Raw genomic sequence first — 14,645 nt, forward strand, 5'->3', positions numbered from 1 at the left:
GTCATTCTCCGCCGAAGCTGAAAGCGCATTCGCCGATGCCGCCGACCACGGCGCGCACCTGATCTCCCGGCGAGAGAGGCACCATCGGCCCCAGTGCGCCGGTAAGCAGTATGTCGCCTGCCTTGAGCGGATCGCCCCGTGCCGCCAGCGTGCGTGCCAGCCAGGCGGCCGCTTCGAGCGGATGGCCGAGGGCGGCAGCGCCAGCGCCGATCGATGCGATCGCGCCGTTCACCGTCATCACCATGCCGCAACTCCACAAGTCGCGCCCGGCGATCGGAACGCCTTCCTCTGCGATCACGAAGAAGGCGGACGATCCATTGTCCGCCACGGTATCGGCAAAGGTGATCTTCCAGTCGGCGATGCGGGAATCGACGATCTCGATCGCGGCGTGAACCGAGCCCGTCGCCGCGCCCACCTGCGCGGCGGTGGTCGTGTCGTCCGGCAGGTCGCGTGCCAGCACGAGCGCGATCTCGGCTTCGGCCTTCGGCTGGATCGTCCGGGAAGCCGCGAGGCGCCCGCCATCAGCGATGCGCATGTCATCGAACAGGACGCCGAAATCCGGTTGATCGACCCCGAGTTGTAGCTGGACCGTCTTTGCCGTCAGCCCCGCCTTCCTGCCGACGATGCGACGGCCCTGTGCCTGCCAGTGACGCGTGTTGATCTCCTGCACGGCATAGGCGCCCGCCGCATCCACCGGCTCAAGTCCATCTCGTAGCGGCGGTACGGCGCCCGCGACGTATGCGTCGCGCAGCCTTTTCGCCAGGCTCTCGTGCGGTGTTTCGGTCATTACCGATGGTCTCCCTCTCGCTTGCCGTCGAGCATAGATGCGCGGCATGACTTGCGCCAGTTGGCTAGCAGGTTTACTTCTCACAATATGAGAAATGGAATGCCACGCCTTTCATCTTTCGAGCGGGCAATGGACTTGCTGGAAGCGGTCCTGGTCGATGGCGGGCGCAGCCGCGCCTCATCGCTTGCGGGCGGTCTCAATGTGCCCGTGGCAACCATGCACCGGCATCTTGCCGCGTTGCGTGACGCAGGGTTGCTGACGCCGGTTGGAGGCGGGCGTCATGTTGCCGGCCCGCGAATGCTCGCCTTCGCGGGCCGGATCAGCGTGCCGGAGGTGCTGTCCGGTATCGGCCGCCAATTGTTGCCCGACTTCGCGAGGCGACTGGACTGTGTGGTTCAACTGGGCACTCTCGACGGCGATATGGTGACGTACCGCGTCAAGGCGGGCGGCGACTTGTTCACGAAAGTGGGGATGCAGCTGGAAGCCTATTGCTCCGCGATCGGCAAGGTCCTGCTGGCGCATCTGCCGGACGGGGAGCAGGCCCGCTATCTGGAGGCCGGTCCGTTCGTTCAGTTGACTGCGCATACGATCACCGAGCCACGCGCGCTTGCGAAAGAGTTTGCTGCGGTGCGCCGGTTGGGTTTCGCCTGTGACCGTGAAGAGATCAGCGAAGGGCTGGCATGCATCGCCGTGCCGCTGCGGGATGCGAACGGCATGGTCGTCGCGGCGATTTCCGCCTCACGGTCGATCGGACCAGGCCATTCGGTGGACTTGGAAGCAGCGCTGCCGTTGCTGGAAGAGGCGCGAGGCGTGTTGGAGCAACGGGCCTTTGGCCGGTCGTTCAATGGTCGATTTATCATTCTCAGGTATAGCCGTGGCGTCCAAGCTCTTGATGTGGTGCCGCCAGCTACGGCCTCTTCGAATTGACCCTGCCCACAATCTGCAGCGTATCCTTCGATGGTGGCGTCCCGAAATAGCGGGCATACTCCCGGCTGAACTGGGTGGGGCTTTCGTAGCCTACGCCGAATGAAACCGAGGTCGCGTTTCCCTCTCCGGCGATCAGCAACGACCGGGCATGCAGCAACCGAATCCGCTTCTGATACTGAAGCGGACTAAGCGCCGTGACTGCCTTGAAGTGCCGGTGAAACGCGGAAACGCTGAGTGCCGCCATCGCGGCCAGGGCCTCGACTCTCAGCGGCCTGGTGAAATTCTCACGTATCCATTGGATGGCGATGCTGACGCGCGAGAGCGCGGTGCCAGGCGCAGCAATGTCACGCAGCATCCAGCCATGCGGTCCCTGGAGGACGCGGTAGAGGATTTCACGTTCATAGGCGGGAGCGAGAGCAGCGATATCGGCGGGGCGCTCCATCAGGCGCAGCATGCGCAGCCAGGCGTCGAGCAGTTCGTCCGTCACCGGCGCAATCGAAAAACCGGGGCTGTAGAGATCGCCTCCGGCAGGTTTGGGCAGGTCGACCAGCAGGTTCGCAACGATCGTCGGCTCCAGCGTGAGGCTCACTGCCAGATAGGGCTCGCCGGTCTCGGTCGGGTGAACCGAGCCCACCGCCGGAAGGTCGATCGACATCACGAAGTAGGTGGCCGGATCGTAGCGCAGAGTGCGGTCTCCGACCGTCATCGTCTTCGATCCGGTGAGAATGAGGTTGATCATCGGATCGTAGACCGCCGCCAGTTGATGTTCGGGAATTTCGCCCTGCACCATCGCGACCCGGGGTATGCCTGTGTCGGTGCGCCGGTTCTCGGCATGCGCGGCCAGGCGGCGCAGTTCGGTGAGGTTCGCGTTCATGCGCATGACCATCTCACGCGCAGTTCACCCGGCCAAGTCAAAAGCAGAAATAGGCATGGATCGAAGAGGATCCGGTGAGCGCCGTCCGGCTCGTCGGCGTAGTTCAAGGCTCGACAACATCGCGAGGAACTACCCAATGAAAATCGTCATCATCACCGGTGGAAGCCGGGGCATCGGTGCCAGCGCCGCCCGCCTTTGCGCCAGGGAAGGCATGGGGGTGATCCTCACCTACAACAGCAACCCCGCCTGTGCCGAGGCCGTCGTGGCCGGGATCGAGGCGGATGGCGGCAAGGCGGCCGCACTGAAGCTCGACGTCGCTGACACCTCCGTGTTTCTCGCCTTCCGCGATGCCGTCGGTGCCGCGCTGAAGACCCACTGGGGCCGCGAGGATTTCGACGGCCTCGTCAACAACGCGGGTTACGGCGTCTTCAATCCGATCGCGACGGTCACGGAAGCGGAGTTCGACGGCCTGTTCGCCGTGCACCTCAAGGGACCGTTCTTCCTGACGCAGACGCTGCTGCCGCTCATGGCCAATGGCGGGCATATCGTGAATGTCGCCAGCGCCACAACCCGCGTCGCGACCGCCGGTGTCGCCCCTTACGCCAGCTTCAAGGGCGGGCTCGAAGTGCTTACCCGCTACATGGCGAAGGAGTTCGGGCATCGCGGCATCCGTGCCAATTCCATCGCACCGGGCGCAATCCGCACCGATCTGGGCGGCGGTCTCGATGACGAGTTCGAGGCCATGCTGGCCGGGCAGACCGCGCTCGGCCGGGTCGGCGAACCGGACGACGTCGGCGGTGCCATCGCGGGGCTGTTTTCCGATCACAATCGTTGGGTCAATGCGCAGTCGATCGAAATCGCCGGCGGCTACATCATCTGAACGGGAGAGCCACATGCTCGATCACGTCTTCCTGTCGGTCAGCGATCTCGATCGCGCGGTCGCCTTCTACACCGCCGTACTGACACCGCTGGGGATCACGCAGCGGGTCGATTACGATGGAAAGGACGGCCCTCCCGGGCATCCGGACCTCAAGGGGTTCGGCAAGGACAACCGGATGGCTTTCTGGTTGCGGGAGGGCACCGTCGAGGGCAAGGCGGCGCATGTCGGCTTTATCGCCAGTTCGCAAGCGGAGGTGGATGCCGCCTATGCCGCCGCCATCGCCGCGGGCGCGACCGACAATGGACCGCCCGGCCCCCGGCTCTATTACGATCCACGCTATTACGCCGCGAACGTGCTCGATCCGGACGGATACAGCCTCGAATTCACCTACAAGAACTGGCAGCACTGACATGACGAAACTGATCATCTACGGCGCGGCCGGGTACACCGGGCGCATGGTCTGCGCTAACGCGAAGGCGCACGGGCTGGACTTCGTGATCGCCGGACGAGTGAAGGACCAAGGCAGGCTCGAACTGCTCGCCGCGGAACTCGGCGCGGAGTACCGGCTGTTCACGGCCGACGATCGCGCCGCTGCGCACGCGGCGATGGACGGCATCGGCGTGCTGGTGAACTGCGCCGGGCCTTTCATGCACACGGCTGAGCCGCTGATGCGTGCATGCCTGGCAGCCGGAGTCCACTATCTCGACATTGCGGCCGAGATGGACAGCTACCGGCTTGCCGAAACGCTGGATGCTGAGGCCCGGGCGAAGGGTATCATGCTGTTGCCCGGATGCGGCGGCAGCGTGGCAATGCTCGGATCGCTGGCCGGACACGCGGCTAAGCGGGTTGCCGGTCCCATCAGGCTCAGCATCGCGCTGCATGTAACCGGCGGCTTCTCGCGCGGGTCGGCGGTCAGCGCCAGCGAGAACGTGACGGCGCAGACGCTTCACCGCATCGACGGCGCGCTGGTCGGCCGCAATGCGGATGAGGTCCGCGCCTTCGATTTCGGCAAGGGCCCGGCCATGGCCTTCCCGGTGACGCTGCCCGATCTCATCACGATCTGGCACTCCACGGGCATCCCGAACATCGAGACGTTCGTATATGTCGCGGAAGGCGCCTTCCCCGAGGGCGATCTGGCGCAAATGCCGGATGGTCCCACGCTGGAACAGCGCGAAGCCAATCGCTACCATGCGGCAGTGGAAGTGACGGGTAGGGACGGAACCGTGGTTCGCTCGCTGCTCGATACCGTAAACGGTTATACCTTCACGACGATCGCCGCGGCGGAAGCGGCACGGCGGGTCATCGGCGGCGAGGCGCGGCCGGGCTTCCAGACCCCGGCCACGCTGTTCGGCAACGGCTTTGCAGAGACAATCGCCGATACGCGTATAGTCGATCAGTGACGCGACAGGAGGAGCCGACTATGGACGACAAGCAACGCTGCGGCTGGGCGGGATCGAACCCGCTTATGCAGCAGTACCACGATACCGAATGGGGCGTGCCCGAACGCGATTCCCGCATGCTGTGGGAGACGCTGATGCTGGAAGGTTTCCAGGCCGGACTTTCCTGGGAGATCATCCTGCGCAAGCGCGAGGCGTTCCGCGCAGCCTTCGCCGGGTTCGATCCTCAGAAGGTCGCCCTGTTCAACGGGCAGGATATCGAACGCCTCATGGGCGATCCCGGCATTGTCCGGGCACGAGCCAAGATCGAAGCGACGATCCGGGGCGCGCAAATCTACAACGAGATGCAGGATCGCGGCGAGGATTTCGCCGCCTATTGCTGGTCCTTTACTTCGGGCACGCCGATCGAGGGCAAGGTCACCGATGCGCAGACCGCGCTGTCGGCGATCCTCTCGAAGGACCTGAAGGCCCGAGGCTTCAAGTTCGTCGGGCCGACGATCGTTTACGCCTGGATGCAGGCCGTCGGCATCACCAACGACCACGTCCCCGCCTGCTTCCGCAAGGCGCAGATTTCAGGCCAGACCCGGCCCTGATGCTTCAGACACCGCGCGCACCCTTGGAGAAAATAGGCGAGCACATTGACATTGAACTGCTTGTGGAAGGTGTCTTGGGTCAGGCTATCGGCCATCTCGAACCGCGCGACGCCGGCATTGTTGACAACAATATCCAGCTTGCAGTGCTGCGCAATGACGCCATCGAAAGACGGGTAGAATGCTTCGGAACTGGCTGGCCCAGTGCAGTCATGCAGCAACCGATATTCGATCGCCAGGTTTGGGCAGGCCGTAATCCGCGCTGGCGATTGCCCCCCGGTGATGTCGGCATTACACGGAATAGCCGGGAGGAGGCAGCGCGATGCAGCAATCGATCGCACGGAACGTGGTGGCTGGGCTATCCGTGGCCGGCCTCGTCCTGCCCGAAGGGATTGCCTATGCCGGGATAGCGGGCCTGCCCCCCGGTCGCGCGCTGGCAGCCGGAATCGCCGGTGTGCTCGCCTATCTGGTCGTCGGTCGCAGCCGCTATGCCATCGTCTCGCCGACATCCTCCTCGGCCGCGATCCTTGCCGCCGCGCTGATCGGCCTGAATGCAAATGCTGCAGACAGGGGAATGATGGCGACGGCGCTCACGCTGATTGCGGGCGTTATATTCCTGGGCCTTGCGGCCTTTCGGGTCGGCGGGCTGTCCGACTTCATCTCCCGCCCCGTCCTGCGCGGCTTCACCTTCGGACTGGCGATCACGATCATCATCAAGCAATTGCCCAACATCGCAGGTGTACGCGTTGATGGGGGTTCCATCCTCTCGGTGCTCGATGGCCTTGGGGCACAGGTCGGGCGCTGGCACTGGCCGAGCATCCTGATCGGAGTGGGCGCGCTGTGTGCTTTGCTCTTGCTGCGCCGCGCGCCGCGTATTCCTGCTGCCTTGCTGGTGATCCTTGCCGGGATCGCACTGGGGCAAGCCATGGACCTGTCGGCATGGGGCGTGGCGGAGGCGGGACCGGTCGCGCTCGCCTTCTCGGATTTACGTCTGCCCGACGATTTTTCGACATGGGCGCGCCTGACCCAGTTGGCCGCTCCGATCGCGCTCATCCTTTTTGCCGAAAGCTGGGGCACCATCCGCGGCCTTGCATTGGCGCATGGCGACAGCGTGAACCCTAATCGGGAACTGGCCGGGCTCGGCCTTGCCAACAGCCTTTCTGCCCTGGCGCACGGCATGCCGGTGGGCGCGGGCTTTTCCGCCGGCAATGCCAATGCGAGTGCCGGCGCGACCGGCCGCATGGCTGCTTTGACGGCCAGCCTGGCGCTTCTGGCCCTCGCTCTGTTCGCGACGCCGCTCATCGCCCATATTCCGGAGCCGGTTCTCGCCGCCGTGGTGATCGGCGCGCTGACCCATGCTCTCTCGCCCGCGCCGCTGCTCTGGCTGTTCCACCTCCAGCGGGACCAGTGGGTGGCAGTGACGGCAACACTGGGCGTGCTGGCACTCGGCGTACTCAACGGCATGCTGGCGGCCATCGCGTTGTCGATCGTCGAACTGCTCTATCGTCTGTCGCATCCGTCCTTCAGCGAACTGGGGCGAGTGGGTGATGGCCATGACTTCGTCGATCGTCAGCGCCATCCCGACACATCGGCGCTGCCGGGTATCATAATCGTCCGGCCCAACGCTCCGCTGATCTTCGCCAATGCCGAGAGCGTGCTGCGGGCCATGGCCGACAGAGCGCGGCAGAGGAAGCCTGGCACATTGATCCTGAGCCTGGAGGAGAGCGACGATCTCGACAGCACGGCCGTAGAGGCGCTGGGCGAGTTTGCCACGGCCTTGCGTACGATAAACTGTCGCCTCATCCTGGCCCGCGCGCATGACCGGGTGCGCGGAATATTGCGTGCGAGCGGACAGGATGAACTGGCATCCACCGGCACCTATAGCGTTGCGGACGCCGCCGATTTGGCGTTGAAGGAGAACTGACGATGGCGATCGCGACCCTCATCCAGCCGATACTGGACCCGGTGAAGATCAGCGACCTGCGCCCTACCCAGATGACAGTCGGCATGCGCGAGGTGGAGCGCAAGGCGCGAGCTTGGCGTGAGCGGCCGCACGACGAAGCCGGGCGCTATCTGGGCGAGCGCATGATCCCGGCGGTGATTGGCCCCGAAAAGCGGCCGTGGATCGTCGATCATCATCATCTTGCGCTGGCGCTGCATCTGGAGGGCGTGGAAATGGTGCTGATCTCCATCCTCGCCCGGCTCGATCATCTGCCAAAGAAACGCTTTTTCGCTTTCATGGACGCGCATAACTGGCTGCATCCTTATGATGAGGAAGGGCGCCCCTGCCCATGGAAGGATATTCCGCACCATGTCGGGGGGCTGATCGATGATCCCTATCGCTCCCTGGCCGGCGACGTGCGAGAGGCAGGCGGCTTCGCCAAGACGCAGACGCCCTATTCCGAATTTCTCTGGGCGGACTATTTTCGCGATCACATCCGCAGGAAGGCGCTGGACAGCGAATATCCAGAGGCGGTCGCACACGCGCTGATCCTCGCGCGTGAACGGGATGCCCAGCATCTGCCCGGGTGGGCCGGGCAAAGCCCGATCCGTTGAACTGCCAGTTAGAGCGGTTTTCGATCCGGTTACACGGGATCAATCGCTCTAAGGCTGCGCACTGGTCGAGTCATCCGGGCGGGCCCAGAGCACGTTCTCGACGCACCTCGCCGTGATGGTGAAGGCAGGGCTGGTGTTCTCCGAGAAACGTGGCTGGCAGCAGATTCAGCGCGCCAACCTCGACGCGCCGCACGAACTGAATGGTGTGTCTGGCCAAGGATTGCTGCCAGGGGCGCGCCGAACTGTGCGAGCCGCTTCCGGCCGAATTACCTGCTGCTGAAGAGGCAACGATGATCGATATCGTGATCTACCATAACCCGCTTGGCCGGACCTATCGTAGTGCTATGCCTGCGCTGCCAATCCCTTGCCCCTCTTCTTCAGAGGAGAGAAGTGTGTCCGCGATGAAGGCGTAACCTGCCCGGCACGGTGAGTGCCCGGGCCCGACGATGTGGTATGCCGCACGGCTCGATGGCGGTCACTCGATGGTGACGTTCTTGCGTTTACGACTTAAACGTCGTGTGATGGACGCAATATCGGATGGTCAGACAATCGGGCGCAGACTCACGCCGCGCCAGCGCGAGCGGCGCGAGCGGGTGCGGGCTGCGACCTTCGCACTGCTGGCCCGGCACGGCGGCGAGGCGCTTTCGATGCGGCTCATTGCCGAGGCCGCCGGGGTGGCCGAACGGACGCTGTTCAATATCTACGGCTCGAAGGACCGCCTGTTCGCCGCCACCGTGCGCGAGCGCAGCGAGGAGACGATCGCCCATGCCGCCTCCGTGCACGGCGGCGGGGACGGCATGGCGTTCTTTCGCGAACTGCCCGCACGCCTCGCCGAAAAGACTTTCGAGGCGCCCGAACTTGCCCGCGCTCTCGCTCCCATCCTCATCGAGCACGCCGACCTTGTCGGCCTGCCCGACGTCTACGAGCGCTTCGCGGGCGGCGCGCTGCGGGCGATGGCCGAAGCGGGGGTGCTGGCGCTTGAGGACGTCGGCCTGGTTTCGCGCCTGGTTTGCATGCGCATGGTCGCGACGATCCTGCTGTGGGCCAAGAACGAGATCGCCGACGCCGCGCTGGAAGCGCACCTGCGTCTGGCGATCTGCCAGATCGTCCTGCCTTACGCCGAGGGCAAGCTGGGCGTGCAACTGCGCGACGAAGCCCGTGCTCTCACCCGTGCCCTCGGCGGCGGCGCCTAGCACTAATTGCAGTCAGCTGCATTTTTTAACTGGAGTACTCTGCCGACGGTCTCAGCATAGAGGCAACCGGGAGGGCGAACAGGTCATAACAGGCCCTTCTCCGGTCAAAGGGGAAAGGAGCTTTTCATGTCTGGAACGGCAGGACCGTCTGCACGCGCCGCGCTTATGGCCGGGGTATTCGCATCGGCATTCACATTCGCATCCGCATCCGCCGGTGCCCAGGAGGCAGCGACGACCACAGCCGGCGCGACGCCGCCTGCAGCCACTCCCGAAGCCGCTTCCGCAATCGGCCCGCAGCATGCCGAAGGCGGCCTGAACGACATCGTCGTGACTGCGCGCCGCCGTGCGGAAAGCCTGCAGGACGTGCCTGTCGCCGTCACCGCGCTCAGCGCCGAGACGCTCGAACGCTACGACATGACCAGCCTGGAGAAGATCTCCACGCAGACGCCGCAGTTCACGATCGGCCGCTCCTCGAACGGTTCGGGCGCGCAGCTTACCTTGCGCGGTATCGGTTCGTCTTCGACCTCGATCGGCATCGAGCAGTCGGTCGCGGTGGTGGTGGACGGCGTCTACTACGGCCAGGGCCGCGTCATCAATGAAGGCTTTCTCGATCTCGACGGCGTCGAGGTGCTCAAGGGCCCGCAGTCGCTGTTCTTCGGCAAGAACGCCACGGCGGGCGTGATCTCTCTGCGTACCGCCGATCCGACTTCGACCCCCGAATTCAAGGCCAAGCTCGGCTACGAGTTCCGCGCCAAGGAACTGGTCGGCGAATTCGTCGGCTCCGGCCCGCTGACCGACACGTTGGGATTACGCGTCGCGGTGCGTGCCTCGAACATGTGGGGCGGCTATTTCAAGAATGCCGGGGTCGACAAGACCTACAACACCACCGACATCGCCACCGGCGTCACCACCTCGCACTTCGCGCCTGCCTATGACGGCGACAATCCCGGCAACAAGGAACTGCTGGGCCGCGTCACGCTGGTCTGGGACCCGGGCAACGACTTCAAGTTCACCGTCAAAGCCAACGGCTCGATCTCGAAGAACAATAACAACTCGTGGAACTACGTGCCCTTCGGCTGCGTCGGCGGCACGTATGAAACCAATCCTTCGATCAAGTGCGAGAAGAAGTTCCAGGTCTACCAGAACTACTTCCCCGAAGACCTTGCCGGCACCAACCCTTGGTCGCGTGACGACGGCGCGCTTTACAACAAGTACAGCAGCTGGGCGGTCACCGGCACGGCGGAGTATGCGCTGAAGGACGTCGACATCACCTGGGTCAACAACTTCAACCGCAACACCAACCAGTGGGCCTGCGATTGCACCTTCGTGTCGAGCAGCAGCGCCGCCGCCCCATCGACCGAGCGGTCGTTGTTCCACGCCTTCTCCAGCGAACTGCGCGCGCAGACCAAGTTCGACGGGCCGATCAACCTGCTTGCCGGTGCCTATTACCAGAAGACCCACCGCAACCACCGCCAGACCGGCTCGTTCGGCAACGTTTCGGATTCGACCGCGCCGGCCGAGTATGAATACCTCGGCTATTTCAAGCATTCCGAGACTCACGGCGAGACGTTGTCGGCCTATGGTCAGGCGACCTGGAAGATTCTGTCCAACCTCGAAGCCGCAGCGGGCGTGCGCTACATTCACGAGACCAAGGACAGCTACCTTGTCCAGCCGTACGTGAATGCCGCGCTGCAGTTCCTGTTCCCGGAAAACAAGACGATCGCGGCCGACCAGACCTTCAACAACTGGTCGCCCGAAGCCACCCTGACCTGGAAGCCGACCGACGACGTGACTGTCTACGGCGCGTACAAGACCGCTTACAAGTCGGGCGGGTTCTCCAACTCCGGTTTTGTCAGCGCCGGGACCGTGCCCAGCGACGTCGCCTTCAAGCCAGAAAAGGCGCGCGGTTTCGAAGTCGGCATCAAGACCAAGCTGGTCGACAACCAGCTGCGCCTGAACTTCGACGTCTACAGCTACAAGTACACCGACCTGCAGGTGGACTTCTTCAACCCCGCCACGTTCGCGTTCATCACCACCAACGCGGGCGCCGCGCGCACCAGGGGCGCGGAGCTGGAATTCGAGTTCGCGCCTTATGCGGTGCCGGGCCTGAACCTGCACGGCTCGATCAACTACAACAAGGCGCGCTACCTCGAATACATCGCCCCGTGCTATGGCGGGCAGACGGCGGCGCAGGGCTGTAACACCGTGTTCCAGCCCAATCCGGACTCGCCCGCCGCCCCCGGCCAGGACCTGAGCGGCGCGCCCACCGCCGTCGCGCCGCGCTGGACCGGCTCGTTCGGCATCGGCTACGAGACCGACATCGGCACCGGCACAAAGCTGGGCGCGACGATCGACACGCGCTATTCCAGTTCCTACCTCGCCTCCAGCTTCGCGCATCCGCTTTCGGGCCAGGCCAAGTACCTGACCGTGGACGGCACCATCCGCGTCAAGTTCGATGACGAGCGCTTCGAACTGGCCCTGATCGGCAAAAATCTGACGAACCAGTTCATCGTCGGCGGCGCCATCGACGGTCCCAACACCGGCACCACGCGCATCGCCGACCAGATCGGCTTCGTGAACCTTCCGCGCACCGTGCAACTGCAGGCCAGCGTACGGTTCTGAACGGCAGGGCGTAATCGTGAAACCCGGCGCCCCGGTTCAGACCCGGGCGCCGGGGGAGAGGACAGCATCATGACCGATACCGACAGCAGGCTCGCCGCGCTCATCGCCAAGGACGACATACGCGACCTCGCCATGCGCTACATGCGGGGGCAGGACCGCCTCGACCACGCGCTGCAGCTGGGGACGTTCTGGCCGGATTCAACCACCGATTACGGCATCTTCGCAGGAAGCGGCCCGGACTTCGTGGACTTCGCGCAAGGCCTGCTGACAGAGCATCTCGCCAACCAGCACATCATCGGCCAGCACCATATTCAATTCGACGAGGCCGACCCGAACCGCGCCTTTGGCGAAGTCTACTACTATGCCTTCCACCGCATCCTTGATGATGGGGTGGCGACCGACCTCATCATCAGCGGTCGCTATCTCGACCGCTACGAACGGCGCGATACCCCCACCGGCCCGGAATGGCGCTTCGCCCATCGCAGCGAATTCGTCGACTGGGCGCGCAAGGACATCGCCGCCGACGGCATACTGTCCACCGATCTCGCCGCCTGCCTGCTCGGCCGCCACGATACTCAGGACCGTTCCTACGATTGCGACTGGCTGAAAAACGCCTGACCCGGAGAAGACCTTCATGACCAGCAAGACCATTATCGTCACCGGCGCCGCATCGGCCGGCGGCCTCGGCTTCGCCACCGCCCGCCTGCTCGCGCGGCAGGGCCATGCCGTCACCCTCACCGACCTCGACGGCGATGCCGCCGCCGTCCGCGCCGAGGAACTGCGCGCCGAGGGCCTGACTGCCACCGGCCTCGCGCAGGACGTCACCGACGAGGCGGGCTGGGCCGCGCTGATCGCGCAGGTCAGCGGCGAGACCGGCCGCATCGACGGCCTCGTCAACAATGCCGGCATCGCCGTGCTCAAGTGGACCGCCGACCTCGACTCCGCCGCCTGGGACCGCCAGATCGACGTCAACCTCAAGAGCGTCTACCTCGGCTGCCGCGCGGTGCTGCCGGTGATGGAGGCGCAGGGATCGGGCTCGATCGTCAACCTCTCGTCGATCGCGGGCCTCGTCGGCGTTGCCGGCGCCTCGGCCTATGCGGCCAGCAAAGGCGGCGTGCGGCTCTATTCCAAGGCGCTGGCGCTGGAAGTGGCGGCCAAGGGCATCCGCGTGAACTCGGTCCACCCCGGCGTAATCTGGACCGAGATGCAGAAGGTCGCGATCGAGGACAACCCCGACCAGTACGACGCCATCAACGCGGCGATCCCGATGAAGCGCATGGGCGAGCCCGACGACATCGGCGAGATGATCGCGTTTCTTATTTCGGACCGCGCCAAGTACGTGACCGGAGGCGAGTTCGTCGTCGACGGCGGGTTGACGGCGCAGTGATTGCGGCGGGCCTTACGGCGCGAGCGATCGCGCTGTTCGTGGTGGTCGTGGTCGGTCAGATCGGCGGGAGCGTGCTGCTGGCGCGCACCGCCGGGTTTACCTCGCCCGGCTGGTCGCTGCTTTGCGCGGCGGTCTACGTTGTCTCGCTCTACTGCCTGGCGCTGCTACTGCACGAGGGCGCCGCGCTCAGCCTGTTGATGCCGCTGATGGCGGCCGTGGTACCGATGGGTGCGATCCTGCTCGCGGTGGTGTGGCTGGGCGAAGGTGCCTCATGGGCGCGGCTCGGGCTGCTGACGCTTTCCTGCGCGGTGGTGGCGTTGGCTAGCCGGGTCTGAGGAACGAGGGCGACATCTCGACAGGCAGCCTCTCATTCGTCATCCGGCGTTCCTTGATCCGGCGATCGACGGCAAATCGCGCGGTTGCGATGTCGTCGAGATGAGGGGCGGTGCTCCCATGCGTGGCGCAGGGGGGCGCGATTCGAACTGATGGGAGATGCCCTGATGGGTTTGCAAGCGCTCGCGGTAGCGGCGATGATCAGGAAGACCTGGAATCTGGCGGTAGGAGCGCGCCGGGATGATGGGCAGATACGGCGCCTTGAAGGTTCTCACCCAACCCGCCGGCATCATGGCGTTCGTCGGCCGGCAGGGCCGTAGAGGCTTGGGCTTCGGGATCGCCGTCAGATCGGCGCGAGAGCCTTAGTTGAAACCTTCGCTTCCGGTGGGGGTGAAGCCGCGACGCACGCCTCGATTTGCCACGGCAGGCGTCGATTTTCTCGTGGGCCTATGCTGCGATCGTTCGAAAGACTGCCTTAAAATGTCTTTTGTCTCGGCAGTTGGCGCATGGGTGCCGAAAAACCTTACCGAAGATATGAGTTAGCGGCTTGTGCCGGCAAGTACCCTCGCTCTGTCGAGCGCTTGACCAAGTCCTTTGAGGGAAACCGGCAGGTCGATCCTACGCCCATCTCCCGCGGTTACGAACGAGATGCGTAACAACGTCTCCTTGCGCAAGGAACGGACGGCTTCCTTGCCGAATTGCAGCGGGACCACGCAGCCGGAGGGCAGGCAGGTCTTGAACGGCAATGGCGGGCCGGATGTGTTCAGTTTGAGAACGAGGCCGCTAGCCAAATCCACCCCGAAGGGCGTTAGCAGGGTGCCCACTGCCCCATCCGGCACGGCGACCAGTTCCATCGCGAGCACGCGCTGCATTTCATGGCCGGAAGTCGCCGTGGTCGCCTGTCGCTGCACTGCCGAGCATTTGGTGGCCTTGCCCGCCATGGCGCAGACGACCTCCCAGTCTCCATGGCGCTCATGTGGCGGGGCAGCGGATGGTTCCGCGGCAGCGGCCATGCCGCCCGTGAGAAACAGCGCTGCCACGATGGCCAGAACAGGCCACCGGCAGACACGGCCACCGCGCTCAACCGTCACGGACAAGG

At 64.5% G+C, this 14,645-nt stretch carries 16 protein-coding genes and 1 pseudogene; 13 read left to right on the plus strand and 4 right to left on the minus strand.

Translation table 11 applies throughout. The features are described 5' to 3' along the window. Position 1: 1 nt before the first annotated feature. Complete coding sequence (locus HWN72_RS23410) at positions 2-787, minus strand: 2-keto-4-pentenoate hydratase (protein WP_036525212.1); 786 nt, start codon at positions 785-787, stop codon at positions 2-4. 129 nt (positions 788-916) lie between these two features. Here HWN72_RS23410 and HWN72_RS23415 point away from each other — a divergent pair, with 129 nt between their 5' ends. Beyond that, entirely contained in the window at positions 917-1,714 is a 798-nt protein-coding gene (locus tag HWN72_RS23415; RefSeq protein ID WP_069709351.1) for an IclR family transcriptional regulator, read from the plus strand. On the opposite strand, the gene HWN72_RS23420 is transcribed toward HWN72_RS23415, so the two are convergent. Further along, entirely contained in the window at positions 1,695-2,588 is an 894-nt protein-coding gene (locus HWN72_RS23420) for an AraC family transcriptional regulator (RefSeq protein ID WP_248006272.1), read from the minus strand. The two genes, HWN72_RS23415 and HWN72_RS23420, sit on opposite strands and share 20 nt — an antisense overlap. Before the next feature lie 136 nt (positions 2,589-2,724). Between HWN72_RS23420 and HWN72_RS23425 the strand changes: the two genes are divergently transcribed. Genes HWN72_RS23425 through HWN72_RS23440 form a run of 4 tightly spaced genes read left to right on the plus strand, consistent with a single transcriptional unit; the run spans position 2,725 to position 5,458 of the window. Further along, positions 2,725-3,468 carry an SDR family NAD(P)-dependent oxidoreductase gene (locus tag HWN72_RS23425; protein WP_008828500.1) on the plus strand — a complete coding sequence of 248 codons (744 nt, stop codon included), beginning with the start codon at positions 2,725-2,727 and terminating at the stop codon, positions 3,466-3,468. A gap of 13 nt (positions 3,469-3,481) precedes the next feature. Continuing rightward, positions 3,482-3,877, plus strand: a complete 396-nt coding sequence (locus HWN72_RS23430; RefSeq protein ID WP_036525210.1) for a VOC family protein — start codon at positions 3,482-3,484, stop codon at positions 3,875-3,877. Position 3,878: 1 nt separating this feature from the next. Further along, positions 3,879-4,868 carry a trans-acting enoyl reductase family protein gene (locus tag HWN72_RS23435; protein ID WP_069709353.1) on the plus strand — a complete coding sequence of 330 codons (990 nt, stop codon included), beginning with the start codon at positions 3,879-3,881 and terminating at the stop codon, positions 4,866-4,868. A gap of 20 nt (positions 4,869-4,888) precedes the next feature. Then, on the plus strand, positions 4,889-5,458 hold the full coding sequence (locus tag HWN72_RS23440) for a DNA-3-methyladenine glycosylase I (protein WP_036525206.1): 570 nt from the start codon (positions 4,889-4,891) through the stop codon (positions 5,456-5,458). On the opposite strand, the gene HWN72_RS32060 is transcribed toward HWN72_RS23440, so the two are convergent. After that, positions 5,368-5,796 carry an SDR family NAD(P)-dependent oxidoreductase gene (locus HWN72_RS32060; protein ID WP_202902832.1) on the minus strand — a complete coding sequence of 143 codons (429 nt, stop codon included), beginning with the start codon at positions 5,794-5,796 and terminating at the stop codon, positions 5,368-5,370. The two genes, HWN72_RS23440 and HWN72_RS32060, sit on opposite strands and share 91 nt — an antisense overlap. Here HWN72_RS32060 and HWN72_RS23450 point away from each other — a divergent pair. The 8 genes and pseudogenes from HWN72_RS23450 to HWN72_RS23480 all read left to right on the plus strand — a co-directional run bounded on the left by HWN72_RS23450 (position 5,778) and on the right by HWN72_RS23480 (position 13,548). Next, positions 5,778-7,379, plus strand: a complete 1,602-nt coding sequence (locus HWN72_RS23450; RefSeq protein WP_211151543.1) for a SulP family inorganic anion transporter — start codon at positions 5,778-5,780, stop codon at positions 7,377-7,379. The two genes, HWN72_RS32060 and HWN72_RS23450, sit on opposite strands and share 19 nt — an antisense overlap. Before the next feature lie 2 nt (positions 7,380-7,381). Then, positions 7,382-8,011: a ParB-like protein gene (locus tag HWN72_RS23455; RefSeq protein WP_197524480.1), complete on the plus strand. Its 630-nt coding sequence runs from the start codon at positions 7,382-7,384 to the stop codon at positions 8,009-8,011. A 61-nt stretch (positions 8,012-8,072) separates the two neighbouring features. Beyond that, a pseudogene (locus HWN72_RS31305) lies at positions 8,073-8,280 on the plus strand (transcriptional regulator); the annotation flags it as partial. A gap of 252 nt (positions 8,281-8,532) precedes the next feature. Then, positions 8,533-9,204, plus strand: a complete 672-nt coding sequence (locus HWN72_RS23460) for a TetR/AcrR family transcriptional regulator (protein WP_211151544.1) — start codon at positions 8,533-8,535, stop codon at positions 9,202-9,204. A 126-nt stretch (positions 9,205-9,330) separates the two neighbouring features. Beyond that, complete coding sequence (locus HWN72_RS23465) at positions 9,331-11,826, plus strand: TonB-dependent receptor (protein WP_172705150.1); 2,496 nt, start codon at positions 9,331-9,333, stop codon at positions 11,824-11,826. Positions 11,827-11,895: 69 nt separating this feature from the next. Beyond that, the gene (locus HWN72_RS23470) at positions 11,896-12,444 is read left to right on the plus strand and encodes a nuclear transport factor 2 family protein (RefSeq protein ID WP_211151545.1); all 549 of its coding nucleotides are present in this window, start codon (positions 11,896-11,898) and stop codon (positions 12,442-12,444) included. Between the two features lie 16 nt (positions 12,445-12,460). After that, the gene (locus HWN72_RS23475) at positions 12,461-13,213 is read left to right on the plus strand and encodes an SDR family NAD(P)-dependent oxidoreductase (RefSeq protein WP_008832105.1); all 753 of its coding nucleotides are present in this window, start codon (positions 12,461-12,463) and stop codon (positions 13,211-13,213) included. After that, the gene (locus HWN72_RS23480; protein ID WP_008832106.1) at positions 13,210-13,548 is read left to right on the plus strand and encodes a hypothetical protein; all 339 of its coding nucleotides are present in this window, start codon (positions 13,210-13,212) and stop codon (positions 13,546-13,548) included. Before HWN72_RS23475 ends, HWN72_RS23480 begins: the two co-directional genes overlap by 4 nt. Before the next feature lie 537 nt (positions 13,549-14,085). Here the strand turns inward: HWN72_RS23480 and HWN72_RS23485 are convergent. Then, positions 14,086-14,637: an invasion associated locus B family protein gene (locus tag HWN72_RS23485; protein WP_172705153.1), complete on the minus strand. Its 552-nt coding sequence runs from the start codon at positions 14,635-14,637 to the stop codon at positions 14,086-14,088. Between the last annotated feature and the right edge of the window lie 8 nt (positions 14,638-14,645).

Origin of the sequence: Novosphingobium sp. HR1a (assembly GCF_015594425.1) — a bacterium.
Taxonomy (GTDB): Bacteria; Pseudomonadota; Alphaproteobacteria; order Sphingomonadales; family Sphingomonadaceae; genus Novosphingobium; species Novosphingobium resinovorum_A.